At 65.8% G+C, this 18,684-nt stretch carries 20 protein-coding genes and 1 tRNA gene; 8 read left to right on the forward strand and 13 right to left on the reverse strand.

What is annotated here, in order from left to right; all coding sequences use genetic code 11:
- Positions 1-22: 22 nt before the first annotated feature.
- Complete coding sequence (gene rpe / locus DVH29_RS02615) at positions 23-697, reverse strand: ribulose-phosphate 3-epimerase (protein WP_114644595.1); 675 nt, start codon at positions 695-697, stop codon at positions 23-25.
- A gap of 176 nt (positions 698-873) precedes the next feature.
- On the opposite strand from rpe, the gene DVH29_RS02620 reads away from it, so the two are divergent.
- Positions 874-1,611 (forward strand): cytochrome c biogenesis CcdA family protein, encoded by a 738-nt coding sequence (locus DVH29_RS02620; protein WP_114644596.1) that lies wholly within the window; start codon positions 874-876, stop codon positions 1,609-1,611.
- Here DVH29_RS02620 and radC read toward each other — a convergent pair.
- The 3 genes from radC to sfsA are packed head-to-tail and all read right to left on the reverse strand — an operon-like array spanning position 1,608 to position 3,895.
- Entirely contained in the window at positions 1,608-2,324 is a 717-nt protein-coding gene (gene radC, locus DVH29_RS02625; RefSeq protein ID WP_114644597.1) for a RadC family protein, read from the reverse strand. The genes DVH29_RS02620 and radC overlap by 4 nt on opposite strands.
- Positions 2,324-3,160 carry a type I methionyl aminopeptidase gene (gene map, locus DVH29_RS02630; protein ID WP_147275983.1) on the reverse strand — a complete coding sequence of 279 codons (837 nt, stop codon included), beginning with the start codon at positions 3,158-3,160 and terminating at the stop codon, positions 2,324-2,326. Before map ends, radC begins: the two co-directional genes overlap by 1 nt.
- Positions 3,161-3,193: 33 nt before the next feature.
- Entirely contained in the window at positions 3,194-3,895 is a 702-nt protein-coding gene (sfsA, locus tag DVH29_RS02635; RefSeq protein WP_114644598.1) for a DNA/RNA nuclease SfsA, read from the reverse strand.
- Between the two features lie 150 nt (positions 3,896-4,045).
- Between sfsA and DVH29_RS02640 the strand changes: the two genes are divergently transcribed.
- The 5 genes from DVH29_RS02640 (at position 4,046) to DVH29_RS02660 (ending at position 6,402) form a co-directional block, all read left to right on the forward strand.
- On the forward strand, positions 4,046-4,588 hold the full coding sequence (locus DVH29_RS02640; RefSeq protein ID WP_114644599.1) for a hypothetical protein: 543 nt from the start codon (positions 4,046-4,048) through the stop codon (positions 4,586-4,588).
- An 81-nt stretch (positions 4,589-4,669) separates the two neighbouring features.
- On the forward strand, positions 4,670-5,473 hold the full coding sequence (locus DVH29_RS02645) for a competence/damage-inducible protein A (RefSeq protein ID WP_245944860.1): 804 nt from the start codon (positions 4,670-4,672) through the stop codon (positions 5,471-5,473).
- Positions 5,470-5,964, forward strand: a complete 495-nt coding sequence (gene gpt / locus DVH29_RS02650; RefSeq protein WP_114644600.1) for a xanthine phosphoribosyltransferase — start codon at positions 5,470-5,472, stop codon at positions 5,962-5,964. Before DVH29_RS02645 ends, gpt begins: the two co-directional genes overlap by 4 nt.
- Positions 5,964-6,272, forward strand: a complete 309-nt coding sequence (locus tag DVH29_RS02655; RefSeq protein WP_114644601.1) for an ASCH domain-containing protein — start codon at positions 5,964-5,966, stop codon at positions 6,270-6,272. The genes gpt and DVH29_RS02655 overlap by 1 nt, the downstream gene beginning before the upstream one ends.
- Positions 6,273-6,316: 44 nt before the next feature.
- A tRNA-Leu gene (locus DVH29_RS02660) sits at positions 6,317-6,402 on the forward strand.
- A 13-nt stretch (positions 6,403-6,415) separates the two neighbouring features.
- Here DVH29_RS02660 and DVH29_RS02665 read toward each other — a convergent pair.
- The 7 genes from DVH29_RS02665 to DVH29_RS02695 all read right to left on the reverse strand — a co-directional run bounded on the left by DVH29_RS02665 (position 6,416) and on the right by DVH29_RS02695 (position 14,144).
- Complete coding sequence (locus DVH29_RS02665) at positions 6,416-6,793, reverse strand: hypothetical protein (RefSeq protein ID WP_114644602.1); 378 nt, start codon at positions 6,791-6,793, stop codon at positions 6,416-6,418.
- 124 nt (positions 6,794-6,917) lie between these two features.
- A complete protein-coding gene (locus DVH29_RS02670; protein WP_114644674.1) occupies positions 6,918-7,211 on the reverse strand; it encodes an EF-hand domain-containing protein in 294 nt (97 codons plus the stop codon).
- Positions 7,212-7,569: 358 nt separating this feature from the next.
- Positions 7,570-9,075: a tripartite tricarboxylate transporter permease gene (locus DVH29_RS02675; RefSeq protein ID WP_114644603.1), complete on the reverse strand. Its 1,506-nt coding sequence runs from the start codon at positions 9,073-9,075 to the stop codon at positions 7,570-7,572.
- Positions 9,076-9,087: 12 nt separating this feature from the next.
- Positions 9,088-9,549, reverse strand: coding sequence for a tripartite tricarboxylate transporter TctB family protein (locus DVH29_RS02680; RefSeq protein ID WP_158541532.1), 462 nt, complete (start codon positions 9,547-9,549; stop codon positions 9,088-9,090).
- 149 nt (positions 9,550-9,698) lie between these two features.
- Entirely contained in the window at positions 9,699-10,679 is a 981-nt protein-coding gene (locus tag DVH29_RS02685) for a tripartite tricarboxylate transporter substrate-binding protein (RefSeq protein WP_114644605.1), read from the reverse strand.
- A 223-nt stretch (positions 10,680-10,902) separates the two neighbouring features.
- Complete coding sequence (locus DVH29_RS02690) at positions 10,903-12,276, reverse strand: sigma-54-dependent transcriptional regulator (RefSeq protein ID WP_114644606.1); 1,374 nt, start codon at positions 12,274-12,276, stop codon at positions 10,903-10,905.
- Positions 12,273-14,144: a sensor histidine kinase gene (locus tag DVH29_RS02695; protein ID WP_114644607.1), complete on the reverse strand. Its 1,872-nt coding sequence runs from the start codon at positions 14,142-14,144 to the stop codon at positions 12,273-12,275. Before DVH29_RS02695 ends, DVH29_RS02690 begins: the two co-directional genes overlap by 4 nt.
- A 97-nt stretch (positions 14,145-14,241) precedes the next feature.
- Between DVH29_RS02695 and DVH29_RS02700 the strand changes: the two genes are divergently transcribed.
- Entirely contained in the window at positions 14,242-15,120 is an 879-nt protein-coding gene (locus tag DVH29_RS02700; protein WP_114644608.1) for a TraB/GumN family protein, read from the forward strand.
- A 59-nt stretch (positions 15,121-15,179) separates the two neighbouring features.
- Here the strand turns inward: DVH29_RS02700 and DVH29_RS02705 are convergent, their stop codons facing one another.
- Positions 15,180-15,710, reverse strand: coding sequence for a gluconokinase (locus DVH29_RS02705; RefSeq protein WP_114644609.1), 531 nt, complete (start codon positions 15,708-15,710; stop codon positions 15,180-15,182).
- 162 nt (positions 15,711-15,872) lie between these two features.
- Between DVH29_RS02705 and gnd the strand changes: the two genes are divergently transcribed.
- Entirely contained in the window at positions 15,873-17,297 is a 1,425-nt protein-coding gene (gnd, locus tag DVH29_RS02710; RefSeq protein ID WP_114644610.1) for an NADP-dependent phosphogluconate dehydrogenase, read from the forward strand.
- Here gnd and DVH29_RS02715 read toward each other — a convergent pair.
- Positions 17,294-18,652, reverse strand: a complete 1,359-nt coding sequence (locus DVH29_RS02715; RefSeq protein ID WP_158541533.1) for a TCR/Tet family MFS transporter — start codon at positions 18,650-18,652, stop codon at positions 17,294-17,296. The genes gnd and DVH29_RS02715 overlap by 4 nt on opposite strands.
- Positions 18,653-18,684: the final 32 nt, after the last annotated feature.

Consider the following 18,684-nt stretch of genomic DNA (forward strand, 5'->3'; position numbering starts at 1 on the left):
GGTTCAGAAACAGAATCAGGGTTCAGCGGGCGGCTTCTGCCGCGTCGCGGATGGCGGCGATGCGTGGGGCGTAGGTGGCCGGGTCGTTGCCCTTGTAGATGGCCGAGCCGGCGACAAAGGCATTGGCGCCGGCCTTGGCGAGGGCCTTGACGGTTTGGGGATCGACGCCGCCATCGACCTCGATGTCGATGTCGCGGTCTCCGACCAGCGCGCGAGCCTCGGCGACCTTGGCGACGGCCTCGGGGATGAAGGCCTGGCCGCCGAAGCCGGGATTGACGCTCATGATCAGGATGAGGTCGAGCCGGTCGATGACGTGCCGGATGGCCGAGACGGGGGTGGCGGGATTGAGCACGACGCCGGCCTTCTTGCCCAGCGCGCGGATGGCCTGCAGGGAGCGGTCGAGATGGGGGCCGGCCTCGGCATGGATCGAGATGATGTCGGCGCCGGCCTTGGCGAAGGCCTCGAGATAGGGGTCGGCCGGGGCGATCATCAGGTGCACGTCGAGGGGTTTTTGCGTCACCGGCCGGATGGCCTCGACGATCAGGGGGCCGATGGTGATGTTGGGGACGAAATGGCCGTCCATGACGTCGACATGAATCCAGTCGGCGCCGCCCGCGTCGACGGCGCGGACTTCCTCGCCGAGGCGGGCGAAATCGGCTGAGAGGATGGACGGGGCGATCTTGATGGATTGGGCCATTGCGGGCCTCCGGCTAGCCTGCGGGTGGCGGTTTCTTAGTATGGGTAAAACGGAAATCCCAGCCCCCAAAGGTCGCAGATGCCCATTTCATCACTTAGGCGCGATGCGACCGGTGCACGCATTGCCTATTTCGGGCAAGGCGATACAACCGGCGCGGTCGTGATCGTGGAGTGCATATGTTCGGATTCGAATTGCCGGTTGTGTTCGGGGCCGGGGTGCTGAGCTTTCTCAGCCCCTGCGTTTTGCCGCTGGTGCCGGCCTATCTCACCTATATGTCGGGGGCGACCTTCGAGCGGCTGCGCGAGGAAGGGGTGGCCGGGGGGCGGCTCTATGGCCGCACGGCGATCACGGCGCTGGCCTTCGTATTGGGGTTCTCGCTGATCTTCATCGCCTTCGGGGCGACGGCGACGGTGTTCGGGCAGGCGCTGCGGCGGGCTTTGCCGGTGCTGATGCCGCTGGCGGGGATCGTCATCATCGTCATGGGGCTGCATTTCCTCGGGGTGTTCCGGATCGGCTGGCTCTATCGCCAGTTCAAGCTCGAAGGGCCGAAAATGGCCAGCGGGCCGCTGGGCGGGTTCCTGCTCGGCCTCGCCTTCGCCATCGGCTGGACGCCGTGTATCGGGCCGGTGCTGGCGGCGATCCTCGTCGTCTCGGCCAACCAGACCACCGCCTGGGAAGGCGCGGCGCTGCTGGGGGTCTATTCGGCGGGACTGGGCGTGCCCTTCCTCCTCGCGGCGCTGGCGCTGGGGCCGTTCCTCACCTTCTTCGACGGGTTCAAGAAATATCTGGGCATGGTCGAGAAGGTCATGGGGGCGCTGCTGGTGGTGGTGGGACTGTTGTTCCTCACCGGCAATTTCACCCGGCTGGCCTTCTGGATGCAGGCCAATTTCGAAGTGCTGAATCAATTCGGTTAGAAGAGTTTCATCCCCCGCAGCAAGCTGTGGGTGGATTTGCCGATGATGATGTGGTCGTGCACGGTGATGCCGAGCGGCTTGGCGATGTCGGCGATCTGGCGGGTCATCTGGATGTCGGTGGGCGAGGGGGCCGGGTCGCCGGAGGGATGGTTGTGGACCAAAATCAGCGCGGTGGCCGAGAGTTCGAGGGTGCGCCGGATCACCTCGCGCGGATAGACCGGGGTGTGGTCGACGGTGCCGGTCTGCTGCACCTCGTCGGCGATGAGGCGGTTCTTCTTGTCGAGGAACAGGATGCGGAACTGCTCGACGGTTTCATAGGACATGGCCGCCTTGCAATAGTCGATCACCTCGACCCATGAGCCGAGGATGGGCCGGTTGTGCACCGCGTCCTTGCCGATGCGCTGGGCGGCGGCGAGCACCACCTTGAGCGAGGTGATGGTCGTGGGGCCGAGGCCGCCGATTTCCTCGAGCAGGTGTGGCGGGGCGCCGATGGCCTCGGAAAAACTGCCGAAGCGCTTGAGCATGGCGCGGGCGATGGGCTTGGTGTCGCGGCGGGGGATGATGGTGAACAGCAGCAGTTCGAGCAGTTCGTAATCTTCCAGCGCTCCGGCGCCGGACTTGGCGAAGCGCTCGCGCAGCCGGTCGCGATGCCCGAGATAATCGGGCGGGACCTCTCGCAGACCCTTGCCGCCGCCGTCCCCCCGTTCCGACATCAGGCCGCCTTGCGGGCCTCCAGCGGGTTGAACAGGCCGCCGGGCGAGAGGGTGAAGATCTCGTGGCCCGTCTCGGTGATGCCGATGGAGTGCTCGCACTGGGCCGAAAGGGTCCGGTCGCGGGTCACCGCCGTCCAGCCGTCATTGAGGATCTTCACCTGCGGGCGGCCCAGATTGATCATGGGCTCGATGGTGAAGATCATGCCGGGCTTGAGCTCGACCCCGGTGCCCGGATTGCCGAAATGAAGGATGTTGGGCTCGTCGTGGAACAGCCGCCCCAGCCCGTGGCCGACGAAATCGCGCACCACGGAGGCGCGCTCGCCTTCGGCATAGCGCTGGATGGCGGCGCCGATATCGCCGGTGGTGTTGCCCGGCTGCGCCACTTCGAGCCCGAGGCGCAGGCTTTCATAGGTGATCTCGATCAGGCGTTCGGCCTTGCGGGAAATCTCGCCCACCGGATACATGCGGCTCGAATCCCCGTGCCAGCCATCGACGATGAGGGTGACGTCGATATTGACGATGTCGCCCTCGCGCAGGGGCTTGTCGGACGGCATGCCGTGGCAGACCACGTGATTGATCGAGGTGCAGGTGGAATAGCGGTAGCCGCGATAGTTGAGCGTGGCGGGAATCGCTCCGTTGTCGCGGGCGAATTCATAGACCAGGCGGTCGATGCGGGCGGTCGGGACGCCGGGCTCGGCCAGGGGCACGAGCAGGTCGAGGCACTGGGCGGTGAGGGCGCCGGCCTTGCGCATGCCGGCAAAGCCCTCTTCGCCATGCAGCGGGATGACGCCCGGCATGCGCTTTTTCTTGGCGTCGGCTTCAACATAGGTGGTCATTTTCGTCTCCTGCTGCCTGCAAGGGTAGTCGGCTCAAATCCTTATGGGAAGGGGGCCGGCGAGCGTAATTTCCTCCCGGGTGATGGCCGTAGCATAGCACAGCGCTTCGACGCCCCGCTCGCGGGCCCGGGCGAAGGCGGTGGCATAGGCGGTGTCGATATCGGCGGCGAGGCTGAAGCCGCTGCAATCGCCGCGCTGGACGAGATAGAGCATCACCGCCCGGTGGCCCTCCTCGACCATAAGCGCCAGATCGGCCAGATGACGCGCGCCGCGCACGGTGACCGAATCGGGGAATTCGGCCAGCCCGGCGGTGCGCACCAGATGCACGTTCTTGACCTCGACATAGCAGTCCGGCAGGCCTTCGGCGGTGAGGAGGAAATCGACGCGGCTCTTTTCGGCGTATCTGACCTCGGGGCGCACGCAATCATAGGCGGCGAGCTCGGGAATGGCGCGGGCCCGCAAGGCTTCGCCGACGATCCGGTTGGGGTGGGCGGTGTTGATGCCGACAATGCCGGTGGCGAGTTCGACCAGTTCGAGAGAATGGGCGAGCTTGCGCTTGGGATCGTCCGACTTCGACAGCCAGACGGGGAGGCCGGGCATGTTGAGCCCGGTCATGGCGCCGGGATTGGCGCAATGGGCGGTGACGATTTCGCCAGTGTCCAGAGTCACATCGGCGAGGAAGCGCTTGTAACGCTTGATGAGCGTGCCGCGCAGGAGGGGAGAGGGAAACAGCATGGGATGGATGATCGGAAACGGGAAAACTCTTCACTCATAGCCCGTCCGGGACGGGGCGGCCAGACCGGGGGCGGCGCAGCGCCGGTTTTGACAGGGCCGCAGGCGACCGGTATTTTTTGGCGACCCTAACCCTTTGCGAGCCCGAGGCCGATGACCAAACCGACCGCCACCGCCGCCTTTGCCGAAAAGACCGGAAAGAGCTGGGAGGGCTGGCTCGACTTCCTCGAAGAGATAGGGGCGCGCGGGCTGTCGCACAAGGAGATCGCCAGCCGGATCGTCGAGACGGGCGAGGCCTCGGGCTGGTGGGCGCAGGGCATAACCGTCGCCTATGAGCAGCATATTGGGCGCCGCCAGCCGGGCCAGAGGCCGGGTGGCGGCTATGAGGTCTCGGTTAGCAAGACGGTTGCCGGGACGCCGGAGGCGGTGATGGCCCTGTGGGGCGCGGTGGCCGACGGGCTCGACACGGCGGACGGGGTCGCCTTTGCCGGGGCGGCGGAAACCAGCGCCAGCGAGAAATGGCGCTATTGGCGGCGGGCGCTGGCCGATGGCACGCGGATTTCGGCGACCATCGGGGAAAAGCCGGGCGGCAAGGCGAGCCTCGCGCTCACCCATGCGAAACTGGCCGACGACGCGGCGGTGACGCGCTGGCGGGCCTATTGGAAAACGGTGCTGGCCTCGCTCGCCGCCCGATGAGCGCACCGAAGGGCGATCTTCCGCGCGCGCCGTGCAAAGCGACGCGCTTTCCCTTGATTTTTGCCGCCCATGCGGGCATCCATGGCGCTTTCCTTCATCAAGCAGCGTGTCATGGTCCAGCCCGAAATTACCGCCGGTCTTCTCGTCATCGGAGATGAAATCCTTTCGGGGCGCACGCGCGACGTCAATATCCAGACCACGGCGCAGTTCTGCACCGATCTGGGGATCGAGCTCAAGGAAGTGCGGGTGGTCGCCGACGATACCGACGCCATCATCGCGGCGGTCGATGCGCTGCGGACCCGCTACACCTATGTGTTCACCACCGGCGGCATCGGGCCGACCCATGACGACATCACCGCCGACGCCATCGCCAAGGCGTTCGGGGTTGACCTGCCCATCCATCCCGAGGCGCGGGCCATGCTCGAAGCCCGCTGGGCGGAGACCGGGGCCGAGGCGACGCCGGCCCGCCTGCGCATGGCGCGCATTCCGCAAGGGGGCGAACTGATCGTCAATGCCGTTTCGGCGGCGCCGGGATTCCGGATCGGCAATGTGCATGTGATGGCCGGGGTGCCCAAGATCATGGCGGCGATGCTGGAAACCATCGCGCCGACGCTCGAAGGCGGGCGCAAGGTGGACAGCCGGACGGTGAGCGCGGGCATCGGCGAGGGCGCGATCGGCGATCCGCTGGCCGAAATCCAGAGCCGCTATCCGGACGTCAAGATCGGCTCCTATCCGCGGATGGGCAATACGCGCATCATGACCTATCTGGTGCTGCGCAGCCATGAGGCGGACCCGCTCGACCGGGCGACGGCGGAGGTGCAGGGGCTGGTCGATCGCCTGCATGCCGAAAAGAACATCGTACTTCCCAAGGAACCCTACGCATGACCCAACCGAACAAGCCCTTTCCCGTCTCCTGGGACCAGTTCCACCGCGATTCGCGCGCGCTTGCCTGGCGGCTGCACAGCGAGGGGCCGTTCGCGGCCATCGTGGCCATTACGCGCGGCGGGCTGGTGCCGGCGGCGATCATCGCGCGCGAGCTCAATGTGCGGGTGATCGAGAGCGTTTCGGTCAAGTCCTACGACCATCAGAGCCAGGGCAAGATCATCGTGCTCAAGTCGATCAATTCCGACATCCTGGCCGCCGACGCGGCGGGGCAGAAGGTGCTGATCATCGACGACCTGGTCGATACGGGCGCCACGGCGCGGGTGGTGCGCGACATGCTGCCCAATGCCCATTTCGCGACCGTCTACGCCAAGCCGCAGGGGCGCGACATGGTGGACAGCTTCATCACCGAAGTCAGCCAGGACACGTGGATCTTCTTTCCCTGGGACCTCGACTTCACCTATGCCGCCCCGATCGCCGGCGGGACCGACTGATGCTGATCAAGCGCGAGGTGCTGGACAAGATCAAAGCGGGGGAGATCACCTTGCAGTTCCGGCGCTGGACGCGGCGCACCGTCCGGGCCGGGGGCACGCTCAAGACCAAGGTGGGGATATTGCAGATCGGCGCCATCACGCCGATTTCGGCCGATGCAGTGACCGAGGCCGATGCGCGCCGGGCCGGGTTCGCCGACATTGCCGATTTCCTCAGATGGCTCGACACCATGAAGCCGGGCGAACTCGACCGGATCGAGGTGAGCTACAAGGGCGAACTGCCGGACGATACCGGGTCCCGGCCGGCCTGATTGCCTCTTGCGCTTTGCCCCCATGCTTGCGAAGAGGGCAGGGCGCGGGCGTGGTGGAATGGTAGACACACAAGACTTAAAATCTTGAGGCTGTATAGCCGTGCGGGTTCGAGTCCCGCCGCCCGCACCATTTAGAATAACTATTATTCGCAGCGGGAAAAGAGCGTGGCGTCGGGGCCGCGGTCGGGCCAGATGATGGCGAGCTGGTCGCCGGCGGGGGAAAAGACCACCGGCTCCTCGATGGTCGTACCTTCGGCGATGCAGGACAGCGCGGCCGTCCAGCCGTCTTCCGGGGTCGTGGTGATGGCGCTCATGTCGCAGGTGTTCTCGCGCCCGAGAAAGCGGTCGGCCTCGATGGTGATCGGGAACCCCTCGGATTGATCCGTGCACCAGGCCGGATCGGCGGCCCAGACGCCGACATAGAAGGCGTCCGCCGGCTGGCTGGCGTCCGATTGTGGGGCGGTGTCGCCGCATGCGGCGAGGAGCGGCAGGGCGAGAAGGGCGGATAGCAGGCGTGGCATAGGGTTTCTCCCCGAAACTGGTGTGATGAGGCCGTCCTGTGCGGAGAGCGCACAGGACGGCCGGCAGGGGAGGAAGTCAATCATGATTCGGGCGCCGCGCGATGCGGGCGCCCGCATCGCGGTCTTACATGCCTTCGACCGCGCCTTCATCGGCAGCGGGAGCATCCGGGGCCGGGGCAGCCTCGCCGCCCGCCGAAAGAGCAGCAAACTCTTCCTCGGAGATCTCGCCATTGGCATCGGTGTCGAGCATGGCGAAGCTCTCGGCGGTCAGGTCGGGGATCGCCACCTGGAGTTCCTCAAGGGTCAGCGCTCCGCTGCCATCGGCATCGAGCGTCGCGAAATCGAGATCCTGAGCGAGAGCTCCACCGGCAAAGGACAGGCCGATAAGGGTAGCGAGCGTAAAAGCAGTTTTTTTCATGGGGATTTGCTCCATGTGATGATTTGGCGCGGCCAGGCCGCCGCCTCTTCGATCCGGCGCCCGATCGGTCCGGCGCCGTCGGTCCCGCTTCATCGCGAAACCGTGAGCACACTGTGCTGACGGGCCATGGCGAGCAGGGGGACGCCAGAGGGCAGGCTCGGGGAATAGTTGGGGAAATTTCAAGGCCGCAAACCGCCAATATGGCGATTTTCCGCGGCGTGGGGCGGGCGGGAAGGCCCGTATGGCGGGGGGCGCAGGGCCTCCGATGGCAGCAGTGAGGCATGCGGGCCACGATATGGCCAATATGATTTTTACCGGCATGCGCCGACCCGCCCGGCGAACCGGGCGGGTCCTTTCGTCAGTCTTCCTCGACGAACACCTCGTCGCGCTTCTTGCGGATCGAGGGGAGGAGGGCGAGGATCACCGCCGCGAGGGCCAGGGCCAGCAGGGTGGCCGAGATCGGGCGGGTGATGAACACCGTGGGATCGCCGCGCGAGATGATCATGGCGCGGCGCAGGTGCTCTTCGAGCAGGGGGCCGAGCACGAAGCCGAGCAGCAGCGGCGCCGGCTCGCAGCCGAAGCGGATCAGCAGATAGCCCAACAGGCCGAACACCGCGATGGCGTAGATGTCGAACAGGTTGAGGTTGATCGAGTAGCAGCCGATACAGGCGAACAGCACGATGGAAGGGAAGAGGATGCGATAGGGGATCGAGAGCATCTTCACCCACAGCCCGATCAGCGGCAGGTTGAGCAGCACCAGCAGCACATTGCCCACCCACATGGAGGCGATGATGCCCCAGAACAGCTCGGGCTCGTCATTGATGACGTTGGGGCCTGGGGTGATGCCCTGCAGGATGAACGCCCCAACCATAAGCGCCATGACCGGGTGGGCGGGAATGCCCAGGGTCATGAGCGGGATGAACGAGGTCTGGGCGGCGGCGTTGTTGGCCGATTCCGGCCCGGCCACGCCCTCGATGGCGCCCTTGCCGAATTCCTGCGGATTCTTCGACAGGCGCTTTTCCGCCGAATAGGAGGCGAAGGAGGAGAGGATGTGACCGCCGCCCGGCAGGACGCCGAGCAACGCGCCGAGCACCGTGCCGCGGAGCACCGGGGCGGCGATGCGCTTGAAATCGTCCTTGGTCAGCCACAGGTTCTTGACCTTCTTGACCATGACCTCGCGGGTCTGCTCGTTTTCGAGATTGCGCAGGATCTCGGCGATGCCGAACACCCCGACCGCCACCGACACGAAATTGATGCCGCCGAACAGTTCGCGGAAGCCGAAGGTGAAGCGCGGCTGGCCGGTATAGATGTCCTGCCCGACCATGCCCAGCAGCAGGCCGATGACGATCATGCCCAGCGCCTTGATGATCGAGCCATGGGCGAGGGCGATCGAGACCAGCAGCCCCAGGACGATGAGCGAGAAATATTCGGCCGGGCCGAAATTGAGCGCGGCCCGGGCGAGGGGCGGCGCGAAATAGGCAAGCAGCAGGGTCGAGACCGATCCGGCGAAGAACGAGCCCAGCGCGGCGGTGGCGAGCGCCGGTCCCGCGCGGCCCTGGCGGGCCATCTGATAGCCGTCGATCGCCGTCACCGCCGCCGAGGATTCACCGGGGAGGTTGATGAGGATCGCCGTGGTCGAGCCGCCATACTGGGCGCCGTAATAGATGCCGGCCAGCATGATCAGCGCAGAGGCGGGCGAGAGGGTGAAGGTGATCGGCAGCAGCATGGCGATGGTCGCCGTGGGCCCGATGCCGGGGAGGACGCCGACCAGTGTGCCGAGCAGCACGCCGATGAAGCAGAAGAAGATGTTCCAGGGGTCGAGCGCGACCGAGAACCCCAGGGCAAGCGAAGCAAAAAGGTCCATTCCGAATTTCTCCTAGAACGGCAGCCAGGGGCCGAACCAGCGCACCTGCAATCCCAGGGCGAGGACGAAGATCACAAAGCACAATATGGTCAGGGCGACCGCGATGATCACAGCGCTCACCGGGTTGTTTTCCCGGCTGGCGAGAGCGGTGCCCAGAGCGGAAAGGAACACCACGGGGATGAAGCCGAGCCCGCGAATGGTCGCTCCGAAAAAGATGATGGTGCCCAGCACCAGGGCGATGCCCCGCCACGGGAAGGGTCGGTCTTCCTCCGGGTCGGCATGGGTGAACGCGCCGACGGCCACGACCAGCCCGAGAAGGATCAGGATGCTGCCCAGGGCGATGGGCATGAAGCCCGGGCCCATGCGCAAGGGCGTGCCCAGGGTGTAGTTGAGCGATTCGAGAACGAAATAGCCGCCGATCGCGACGAAGATCGCGGCCGTGGCCAAATCGTTTCGGGATGCTTGCACTGCCATGTGAATGCCTCCTTGCCGCCGTCGCGGAATTTTCCCCGGAACCGACGGTAGTACCATTGGCGGGGAAGGGCGAGGGCCTTGCTCCGTCCGTTACACGAAAATCCCCGGCCCATGGGCCGGGGACGAAGGAGTGGACCCCAAGGCCCCGGTTATTGCGCGGCGACGCCAGCCGATTCGAAGACCCCACGCCACAGCTCGATCTGGCTAGCGAGCGTTTCGGCCAGCGCTGCGGGGGTCGCGTCCTCGGCCGGGGCGGGAGCGGTGCCCAGTTCGGCGAAGCGCGAGGCGACGGTCTCATCGGCCAGGGCGAGCTGGAGGGATTCGCTCAGGCGGTCGATGATGGCCTGGTCGGTGCCGGCGGGGGCGTAAAGGCCGTGCCAGATACCGACATCGAGGTCGAGCCCGCTTTCAATGGCGGTGGGGATGTCGGGCAGGGATTCCACACGCTCGGGCGTCGTCACGGCATAGGCCTTGATCTCGCCGGCCAGGATCTGGTTGGTGGTGTTGGTGGTCTGGTCGCACATCATGTCGATCTGGCCGCCGAGCAGGTCGGTCATGGCCGGGCCGGTGCCCTGATAGGGCACTTCGGTCATCTTGGCGCCCAGCGCTTCCTGCAGCAGCAGGCCGCACAACTGGCTGGCCGCGCCGATACCGGCATTGCCGTAGATCACCGCTTCGCCGTTCTCTTGGATGTAGGGGATCAGCTCCTCAAGGGTTTCCGGCTCGAAATCGGCGCGGGCGACGATGGTCATCGGCACGGTGGTGATGAGGCCGATCGGCTCGAAATCGTCAATGGAATCGAAGGGCAGGTCGGCATAGAGCGAAGGGGCGGTCGACATGCCGATATGGTGCAGCAGAAGGGTGTAGCCGTCATTGGCAGCCGCGGCCGCCTGACCGGCCCCCAGCGTGCCGCCGGCGCCGCCCACGTTCTGGATCAGGACCTGCTGGCCGAGATCGGCGCTCATGGCCTGGGCCACGAGGCGGGCCACCGTATCGGTGGGACCACCGGCCGAGAAAGGCACGATGACGGTGATGGGCTGGGTCGGATAGTCCTGCGCGAAGGCGGTGCCGGCCAGAAGAGCCGAAGCGGCAACGGCGCCCAGAAGAACGCGCGGAAGCAATGACGTCATGTTTTCCTCCCAAGGATGGAATCGTATTCGTTAAAGAGAGCCGGACATTGCTTGCCGGCTGCCCGCCGATCACATGTGGGTTGCGGTGCAAAAACAACCGCCGGCCATCAAAGCGACATGGTTTTTTGGGCCGTGACGCGGAATTTGGGTGGATTCGGTAACAAATCGCTCGTTCGATGGGTGGAAATCCGCCCATATGTGGCCGGCTTTGGCGCCCCTATGCCTAGTCCGCCTCGACGCTGCCGGTCAGGTAGCGGCTGCGGTCGAGGCCGTATTTCTGCATTTTCTCATAGAGCGACTTGCGCGACAGGCCCAATGATTCGTAGACCGGCTTGAGGCTGCCGCCATGGGCGATCAGGGCGCTCTCGATGAGGCTGCGCTCGAAATCGGCGACGCGGTCGGCGAGGCGGGAAGTGGCTTCCCATTCCTCGTCGCCATCGCCGCCGGCGGGCTCGAGGAAGGGCAGGCCGAGATCGAGGATGTAGCGGTCGGCGGCGTTGCGCAATTCGCGGACATTGCCGGGCCAGCGCTGTTCGCTGAGCGCCGAGAGGACCGGCGGGGGCACCGAGACCATGTCGCGGCGATAGCGCGAGGCGGCCTCGCCGAGCAGTTGCATGAACAGCAGCGGGATGTCCTCGCGGCGATCGGCGAGGGGCGGGATGTCGAGGGTGATGACGTTGAGCCGGTAAAGCAGGTCGGCGCGGAAGGTGCCGGCGGCCACGGCGGGTTCGAGCGGGGTGCGCGAGGTCGCGATGAAGCGCACGTCCAGCGGCAGGGGATCGTTGGAGCCCAGCCGGGTTATGGTGCGGTCCTGGATGACGCGCAGCAGCTTGCCCTGCACGTCAAGCGGCATGGAGCCGATGTCGTCGAGCAGGATGGTGCCGCCCTGGGCCAGCTCGAACTTGCCGAAGCGGGCGCGCATGGCGCCGGGAAAGGCGCCGATCTCGTGGCCGAACAATTCGCTTTCGATGAGGTTGGCGGGCAGGGCGGCGCAATTGATCGCCACATAGGGGCGGTTGGCGCGGGTGGAGAGGTCGTGCAGGGCGCGGGCCGTCACCTCCTTGCCCGAGCCGGTTTCGCCCACGATGAGCACGTCGGTGTCGGTGGGGCCGATGGTGCGCAGCTTGCGGCGCAGTTCGACCATGCCGTTGGAGCGGCCGAGCAGACGCTGTTCGAGGTCGTCGCTCTGGCCGGCGGCGGCGCGCAGCACGCGGTTTTCCAGCACCAGGCGGCGATAATCGAGGGCGCGTGCGGCGATCTCGGTCAACTGGCTGGTGGCGAAGGGCTTTTCGATGAAGTCATAGGCCCCCTCGCGCATGGCGCGCACGGCGAGCTGCACGTCGCCATGGCCGGTGATGAGGATCACCGGGATGTCGCGGTCGGTCTCGTGCAGGCGGTTCATGAAGGTGATGCCGTCCATGCCCGGCATGCGGATATCGGTGATGACGATGCCCTTGAAGCCGAAGCCGGCGAAATGGAAGGCGCGGTCGGGGGAGGAGAGCTCGATAGCCTCGAAGCCGGCGAGGTCGAGGGCCTGCGCGATGGAATGGCGCAAGGCGTCCTCGTCATCGACCAGAATGATCTTTTCGCCCGTCATTGCGCAGCATCCGCGATCGGTTCGATATCGGCGGCATTGAGCTCGATGGTGAACAGCGCGCCGCCCTCGGGATGGTTGCCCGCGTGAAGCTCGCCGCCGAAATCCTTGATGATGTTGTAGGAAATGGACAGCCCCAGGCCCAGCCCCTTGCCGGTGCCCTTGGTGGAGAAGAAGGGATCGAAAATGCGCTCATTGGCCCCCGCCGTGATGCCGGGGCCGTGGTCGCGCACGAGGATGGTCACCCGGTCGGCCTTGCGGGAGGCCGAGAGCAGGATGCGCCGGTCCTCGCCGGCCTCGACGGCGTCCATGGCGTTGGCGAGGACGTTGAGCAGCACCTGTTCCAGCCGGTTGGGTCCGCCCATCACGGCGAGGCCGGGCGGGATGTCGATGGTAAGGTCGATGCCGCTGGCCTTGATGCGCCAGTCGATGAGCTGGACGGTGTCGGCGACCACCTGGCCCAGGGGCACGGTGGAGAGCTTTTCATTGGGCTTGCGGGCGAAATTGCGCAGATGCCGCGACAGGGCGGTCATGCGGTCGATGATGCCGGAGATGTTGGCCACCGTCCGGCGCGCATCCTCGATGCGGCCGCGGTCGAAGAGCACGAGGGCGTTGTCGGCATAATTGCGCGCCGCGGCGAGGGGCTGGTTGAATTCGTGCGAGAGGTCGGCGGACATGCGGCCCAGCGCCGCGAGCTTGCCGGCCTGAATGAGGTCGGATTGTGTCTTGCGCAGGCGCGCCTCGGTGGCGCGGCGCTCGGCGACCTCCTCCTCGAGCTTGTTATTGACGCTGGCCAGTTCGGCGGTGCGCTCGATGACGCGGCGTTCGAGCAGCTCCTTGGCGTCGCGCTGCATCTGCATGCGCTCGCGCAGGCGCGCGCGGCCCTGGATGACCACGGCGCCGGCCAGGATGAGCATGGCCATGGCGAGGAGGGCGATGACGATGGCGGTGAGGGCCTGGGCGCGGGCCGAGGAGGTGTCGAGCAGCACGCTCACCGTCCAGTCGGCCTCGGGCATGGATTCCGAGACGACGAGATATTCGGTGCTCGCGGCATTGCCGGCGATGGTATAGAGGCGGTGGTTTTCGTCGCTGACATCGGCCAGGGGCAGCTCGCGCAGCTCGGCATTGGCGTAGCGGCGGGTTTCGGCGGTGCGGGCGAGGCGCTCGCGGGTGAGCGGCAGGACGGAATTGTAGAGCCAGTTCGGCTCGCTGGTCATGAAGATGATGCCTTCGGGGTCGTTGACGATGATCTGGTAATCACCGCCCCCGCGCCAGGTGTCCTCGATGGTCTCGACGTCGATCTTGACGGCCACCACGCCCAGCGTCTCGCCGCCCACCACCACAGGAGCGCCGAAATAATAGCCGCGCTTGAACGAGGTGGTGCCCAGGGCGAAGAACCGGCCCTCGCCGCCATCGATGGCGTCGAAGAAATAGGGCCGGTACTGGAAATTGTCGCCCACGAAGGGCCGCTCGCCGTCGAAATTGGAGGCGACGATGGTGGTGCCGTCCATGCCCATGACGTAGATGTCGGAGGAGCGGAACTGCTCGTTGATCTCCTTGAGGTAGTGGTTGACCTCGTCGATCAGCGCCGGGTTGTCGGGCGCGGCGAGCAGGTCCTGGATCTCGTCGAAGCCGGCGATGACCTCGGGCAGGTTCTCGTAGCGCGCCATGTGGCCGCGCAGCACCGCGATGGCGAGGCGCAGGGTGTTGTGGCCGCGCGCCTCGGCCTCGTTGAAAAAGGAGCGATGGGTATAGACGCTGCCCCAGAACCCCACCACACCCATGCCGACCAGCACCAGGGCCGCGGCGACGAGCCAGCGGCGGCGCAATCGCGCGCTCAGGGCGGAGGGGATGGAGAGGGCGAGTGTCATGGTGTCATCATATTTGTAGTCCGCCTATTGCGAAACCATTTCCTGCCCAACGCATTGCCAATGAGCGGTCCGCACCCAAACCCACACGGAGATTCCTATGGCCCAGCGCTTCAGGCCCTTGATGTTCCTGGCATTTCTCGCGAGCATCGGGGTCGTTCCCTCCGCCGTCGCGCAAGCGCCCGAACCGCCGATCTGGGTGGTCCGCGACGATGATTCGACGGTCTATATGGTGGGAACGGTGCACATGATGCGCGAGGGAGTCGCCTGGCAGAGCACGGCGGTGGCCGACGTTCTGGCCGAGGCCGACGAATTGTGGCTGGAAATCCCCGACCTGACGCCGCCGGACAATCTGGGCGGGATGATCATGCGGCTGGGCTTTTCCCCCGACCAGCCGCTCTCCTCGCGGCTGAGCGCGGAAGAACTGGCCGGCCTGGAGGCCATTCTCGACGAGCACCAGATTCCGCTGGAGAGTTTCGACAGCCTGCGCCCCTGGTTCGCCTATCTGCAGATCACCTCGCTGGTGATGCTCGATGCGGGCTTCGATCCGCAGAGCGGCATCGACGTGCAGATCAAGGCGCAGGCGGAAGCGCAGGGCATGCCCGTCTACGGGTTCGAAACGTTCGACGAGCAGTTCGACCTGCTCTCGGGCATGCCCGACAAGGTGCAATTGGAGGTGCTGCGGCAGACCATCGCCGATTACGAGGAGAGCCAGGCCGAACTCGTCGAGCAACTGGAAGGCTGGATCGGCGGCGATCTGGGCGTGCTGGAGGAAGGGACCGCGGAAATCGCCGCGGAGCTGCCGGAATTCTACGAGGCGCTGTTCGTGGAGCGCAATGTGGGGTTCGTGGACGGGATCGAAGAGATCCTGGCCGGCAGCGGCACGGCGCTGGTCGCCGTGGGGCTGGGGCACTATGTCGGCCCGGATTCGATTCCGGCGATGCTGGAAGCGCGCGGATATACGGTGGAGCGGCGCTAAGTCCTTGTTTTTTCGCGTTTCCGAACCGGAAAACCGGGTCCACTTTTCCTGGAAACGCTCTAAATCTGTCCCGCTATCGTGTCGACGATGCTCTCGATGGACTGGGCCACGTCGACGACCAGGCCCAATTCGTCGGGAGCGAAGGTTTCCAGCGTCGCGAACTGGCTGTCGAGCAGGCTGGCCGGCATGAAATGGCCGGGGCGATCGGCCTGGCGCGCGGCGATCACCGACCTGTCGCCATGCAGCAGTACGAACAGGACCGGTTCGCCGGCGCCGTCGCGGAGGCAATCGCGATAGAGGCGGCGCAGGGCCGAGCAGGCGCAGACCACGCGGCCGCGCGTGTCGGCGGTGTTGCGCATGGCGTCGGCGACGATCTCCAGCCATGGCCAGCGGTCGGCGTCGTCCAGCGGCGTGCCGCCGCGCATCTTTTCGACATTGGCGCGTGGATGGAGGTTGTCGGCATCGATGAAGGGTAGGCCGAGCCGCTCGGCCAGCGCTTCGGCGATGGTGGTCTTGCCGGCGCCCGAAACCCCCATGACGACAATGAGTCGGATGTCCTTGAAGTCGGGGGTGGGAGCTTGTTCCGGCATCGGCCTCTCAATGTTGCTGGCTGCGCTGCAAATTCACTGGCACGTCTGGCCCGGAGGGGCAACGGCGCGGATGCCGGATCGGTTGCGGGGAAACGCCATGCGCGCTAGAGGAGAAGGCAAGCGATACAAGACCAAACGATACAAGACAGTGTGAGGCGACGGATGCAAGAGGCGGATATCGGCCTGATCGGGCTCGGGGTCATGGGCGAGAATCTGGCGCTCAACATTGCCGATAATGGCTACACGGTGGCCGTGTACAACCGGACGGCGGGCAAGGTCGACGCGTTTCTCGACAATGCCGGCCCGTTGCGCGGCAATGTCATGGGATCGGGGGAGCTTGCGGCCTTTGTCGGCATGCTCAAGCGGCCGCGCTCGGTGATCATCATGGTGCAGGCCGGGGACCCGGTGGACGCGGTGATCGCGCAACTGAGGCCGCTGCTCGCCGAGGGCGACGTCATCATCGACGCCGGCAACGCCAATTATCACGACACGGTGCGGCGCTTTTCCGAACTGGACGGCACGGGAATCGGCTTTCTCGGCATCGGGGTTTCCGGCGGCGAGGAAGGGGCGCGGCACGGGCCGTCAATCATGGTGGGCGGCTCGGAAGCCCAGTGGAAGAACGCCGAGGCGGTGCTGACGGCGATCGCCGCCAAGTTCAACGGCGAATCCTGCTGCGCCTATCTGGGGACCGGCGGTGCGGGGCATTTCGTCAAGACCATCCATAACGGCATCGAATATGCCGACATGCAGATGATCGCCGAAATCTACGGCGTGATGCGTGACGGGCTCGGCATGACCCCGGACGCCTGCGCCAAGGTGTTCGCGGACTGGAACAAGGGTCCGCTCGACAGCTATCTCATCGAGATCACCGGGCACGTGCTGGCGGCCATGGACGAAAAAACCGGCCAGCCGCTGGTGGATGTGATCGTCGATGCGGCGGGGCAGAAGGGCACCGGCCGCTGGTCGGCGATCGAAGCGCTCAATCTGGGCGTTTCGGCGACGACCATCGAGGGCGCGGTGGCGGCGCGGTCGATCTCGGCGATCAAGGCCGAGCGCGAGCGCGGCGAAGCCCTCTATGGCGCGGGCATGAAGGGCAAGGCCACGATCTCGCTCGAAGCGCTGGAAAAGGCGCTGCTGGCGGGCAAGATCGCCGCCTATGCGCAGGGGTTCGCGGTGATGGCCAAGGCCTCGGAGGAGCATGGCTGGAACCTGCCCCTCGACACCATCGCCAAGATCTGGCGGGCCGGGTGCATCATCCGCTCGCGCTTCCTCGACCAGATCTCGAAGGCCTTCGAGGCGGGAAGCTCGGACAATCTTCTGACCCAGCCCTCGTTCGTCTCGATGATGACGGAAAGCAACGGGGCGCTGCGGGCTGTGGTGGCGACCTGCGCGGTCAACGAATTGCCGGCCCCGTGCCTCTCCTCGGCGCTGGCCTATTTCGACGCCTATCGGCAGGGGCGGGGCACCACCAACCTCACCCAGGGCCAGCGCGATTTCTTCGGCGCGCACGGGTTCAGGCGGATCGGCGAGGAGGGGGATTTCCACCATAGCTGGCCGAGCCTCGTCGAAGGGGCGCAGCAGCCTTAATCCTTGCCATTGGCCTCGTCGCCGTTTTCGGCGCGTTCGCGATCCACTTCCTCCTCATCGGGCGGGTTGACCGCCTGACCGGTCGGCTGGGGCACGCGCGGCTTCTTGCGGCTGGTGTCATAGGGACGGTGGATCAGGTCGAATTTGAAGGCGGCGAAGATAAAGAGCGCGATGGCCCCCACGACCAGAAGGCCGGCGGCAAAGAAGGGCGCGCCGGGAAAGGTGGTGGGCCGCAGCGGGTTGGTGGTGAAGAAGGAAAACATCTGGGTGGCCGCCACGGGGGCGATGATGGCGGTCAGCGAGTTCGAGGCATTCACCGCGCCCTGTAATTCGCCCTGCTGGTTGTTGCGGGCATTGTTGGCCAGAAGCCCGCTGAGGGCGGGAGCGGCGATGCCCGAAAAGGCGCCGATGACGAGGAAGGTCCACAGGCCCAGCTCGGTGTGGATGAAGGACACCCCGACAAAGGCGACCACCGCCAGCGACAGCCCGATGATGACGGTGGCGGTGACGCCGAGATAGCGGGTGGAATAGCCGACCAGCAGGGCCTGGCTCAGGGCGAACAGGATGCCGAACACGCCGAGCGAGCGCCCGACCTGTGAGGTGGACCAGCCAAATTCCTCGATGGTGTAGAAGTTCCAGACGTTGGGATAGGTCTGCCCGGCCAGCGAGAAGAGGAACAGCGCGCCGAGCAGGACGAAGATCACCGGGGTGTGGCGGAAGGCCCAGAGCGCGCCGAAGGGATTGGCGCGCTTCCAGTTGAAGCGGCGGCGGCGGAATTTCGATAGGCTCTCAGGGAGGACGAAAAAGCCGAACACCACATTGGCCGCGGCGACGGCGGCGGCAAGATAGAAGGGCGCGCGGGGGCCGAACTCGCCCAACTCGCCACCGATGACCGGGCCGACGATGAAGCCGAGGCCAAAGGCGGCCCCGATCAGCCCGAAGCGCTGGGAGCGCTTTTCCTTGGGGGTGATGTCGGCGACATAGGCGGTGGCGGTGCCCATGGCGGCGCCGCAGATCCCCGACAGCACGCGGCCCACGAACAGCCACACGAGGGTCGGGGCCCAGGCCATGATGAGGTAATCGATCGAGAGGCCGACCAGCGAGAGCAGGAGGATGGGCCGGCGGCCCCAGCGGTCGGACAGATTGCCCAGAATGGGCGAGAAGATGAACTGCATCGTCGCGTAGACGAAGACCAGATAGCCGCCGATTACCGCCGCATTGGTGATGGTCTCATGGGTCAGTTCGAGGATGAGATTGGGCAGGACCGGCAGGATGATCCCCAGCCCGACGATGTCGAGAAACACCGTCATGAGAATGAAGACGAGCGTCAATCTGGACTGGGGGCTGACTCGCATAAAGATTCGGCCGATCATCGGGGCGGGGAGGG

The organism is Pelagibacterium lacus, from assembly GCF_003345525.1.
In the GTDB taxonomy this organism is placed as follows: Bacteria; Pseudomonadota; Alphaproteobacteria; order Rhizobiales; family Devosiaceae; genus Pelagibacterium; species Pelagibacterium lacus.

What these genes read in the sequence shown, in the direction of transcription:
- rpe (WP_114644595.1), bottom strand. Translation starts at nt 697, where the DNA reads ATGGCCCAATCCATCAAGATCGCCCCGTCCATCCTCTCAGCCGATTTC.
- DVH29_RS02620 (WP_114644596.1), top strand. Translation starts at nt 874, where the DNA reads ATGTTCGGATTCGAATTGCCGGTTGTGTTCGGGGCCGGGGTGCTGAGC.
- radC (WP_114644597.1), bottom strand. Translation starts at nt 2,324, where the DNA reads ATGTCGGAACGGGGGGACGGCGGCGGCAAGGGTCTGCGAGAGGTCCCG.
- map (WP_147275983.1), bottom strand. Translation starts at nt 3,160, where the DNA reads ATGACCACCTATGTTGAAGCCGACGCCAAGAAAAAGCGCATGCCGGGC.
- sfsA (WP_114644598.1), bottom strand. Translation starts at nt 3,895, where the DNA reads ATGCTGTTTCCCTCTCCCCTCCTGCGCGGCACGCTCATCAAGCGTTAC.
- DVH29_RS02640 (WP_114644599.1), top strand. Translation starts at nt 4,046, where the DNA reads ATGACCAAACCGACCGCCACCGCCGCCTTTGCCGAAAAGACCGGAAAG.
- DVH29_RS02645 (WP_245944860.1), top strand. Translation starts at nt 4,670, where the DNA reads ATGGCGCTTTCCTTCATCAAGCAGCGTGTCATGGTCCAGCCCGAAATT.
- gpt (WP_114644600.1), top strand. Translation starts at nt 5,470, where the DNA reads ATGACCCAACCGAACAAGCCCTTTCCCGTCTCCTGGGACCAGTTCCAC.
- DVH29_RS02655 (WP_114644601.1), top strand. Translation starts at nt 5,964, where the DNA reads ATGCTGATCAAGCGCGAGGTGCTGGACAAGATCAAAGCGGGGGAGATC.
- DVH29_RS02665 (WP_114644602.1), bottom strand. Translation starts at nt 6,793, where the DNA reads ATGCCACGCCTGCTATCCGCCCTTCTCGCCCTGCCGCTCCTCGCCGCA.
- DVH29_RS02670 (WP_114644674.1), bottom strand. Translation starts at nt 7,211, where the DNA reads ATGAAAAAAACTGCTTTTACGCTCGCTACCCTTATCGGCCTGTCCTTT.
- DVH29_RS02675 (WP_114644603.1), bottom strand. Translation starts at nt 9,075, where the DNA reads ATGGACCTTTTTGCTTCGCTTGCCCTGGGGTTCTCGGTCGCGCTCGAC.
- DVH29_RS02680 (WP_158541532.1), bottom strand. Translation starts at nt 9,549, where the DNA reads ATGGCAGTGCAAGCATCCCGAAACGATTTGGCCACGGCCGCGATCTTC.
- DVH29_RS02685 (WP_114644605.1), bottom strand. Translation starts at nt 10,679, where the DNA reads ATGACGTCATTGCTTCCGCGCGTTCTTCTGGGCGCCGTTGCCGCTTCG.
- DVH29_RS02690 (WP_114644606.1), bottom strand. Translation starts at nt 12,276, where the DNA reads ATGACGGGCGAAAAGATCATTCTGGTCGATGACGAGGACGCCTTGCGC.
- DVH29_RS02695 (WP_114644607.1), bottom strand. Translation starts at nt 14,144, where the DNA reads ATGACACTCGCCCTCTCCATCCCCTCCGCCCTGAGCGCGCGATTGCGC.
- DVH29_RS02700 (WP_114644608.1), top strand. Translation starts at nt 14,242, where the DNA reads ATGGCCCAGCGCTTCAGGCCCTTGATGTTCCTGGCATTTCTCGCGAGC.
- DVH29_RS02705 (WP_114644609.1), bottom strand. Translation starts at nt 15,710, where the DNA reads ATGCCGGAACAAGCTCCCACCCCCGACTTCAAGGACATCCGACTCATT.
- gnd (WP_114644610.1), top strand. Translation starts at nt 15,873, where the DNA reads ATGCAAGAGGCGGATATCGGCCTGATCGGGCTCGGGGTCATGGGCGAG.
- DVH29_RS02715 (WP_158541533.1), bottom strand. Translation starts at nt 18,652, where the DNA reads ATGCGAGTCAGCCCCCAGTCCAGATTGACGCTCGTCTTCATTCTCATG.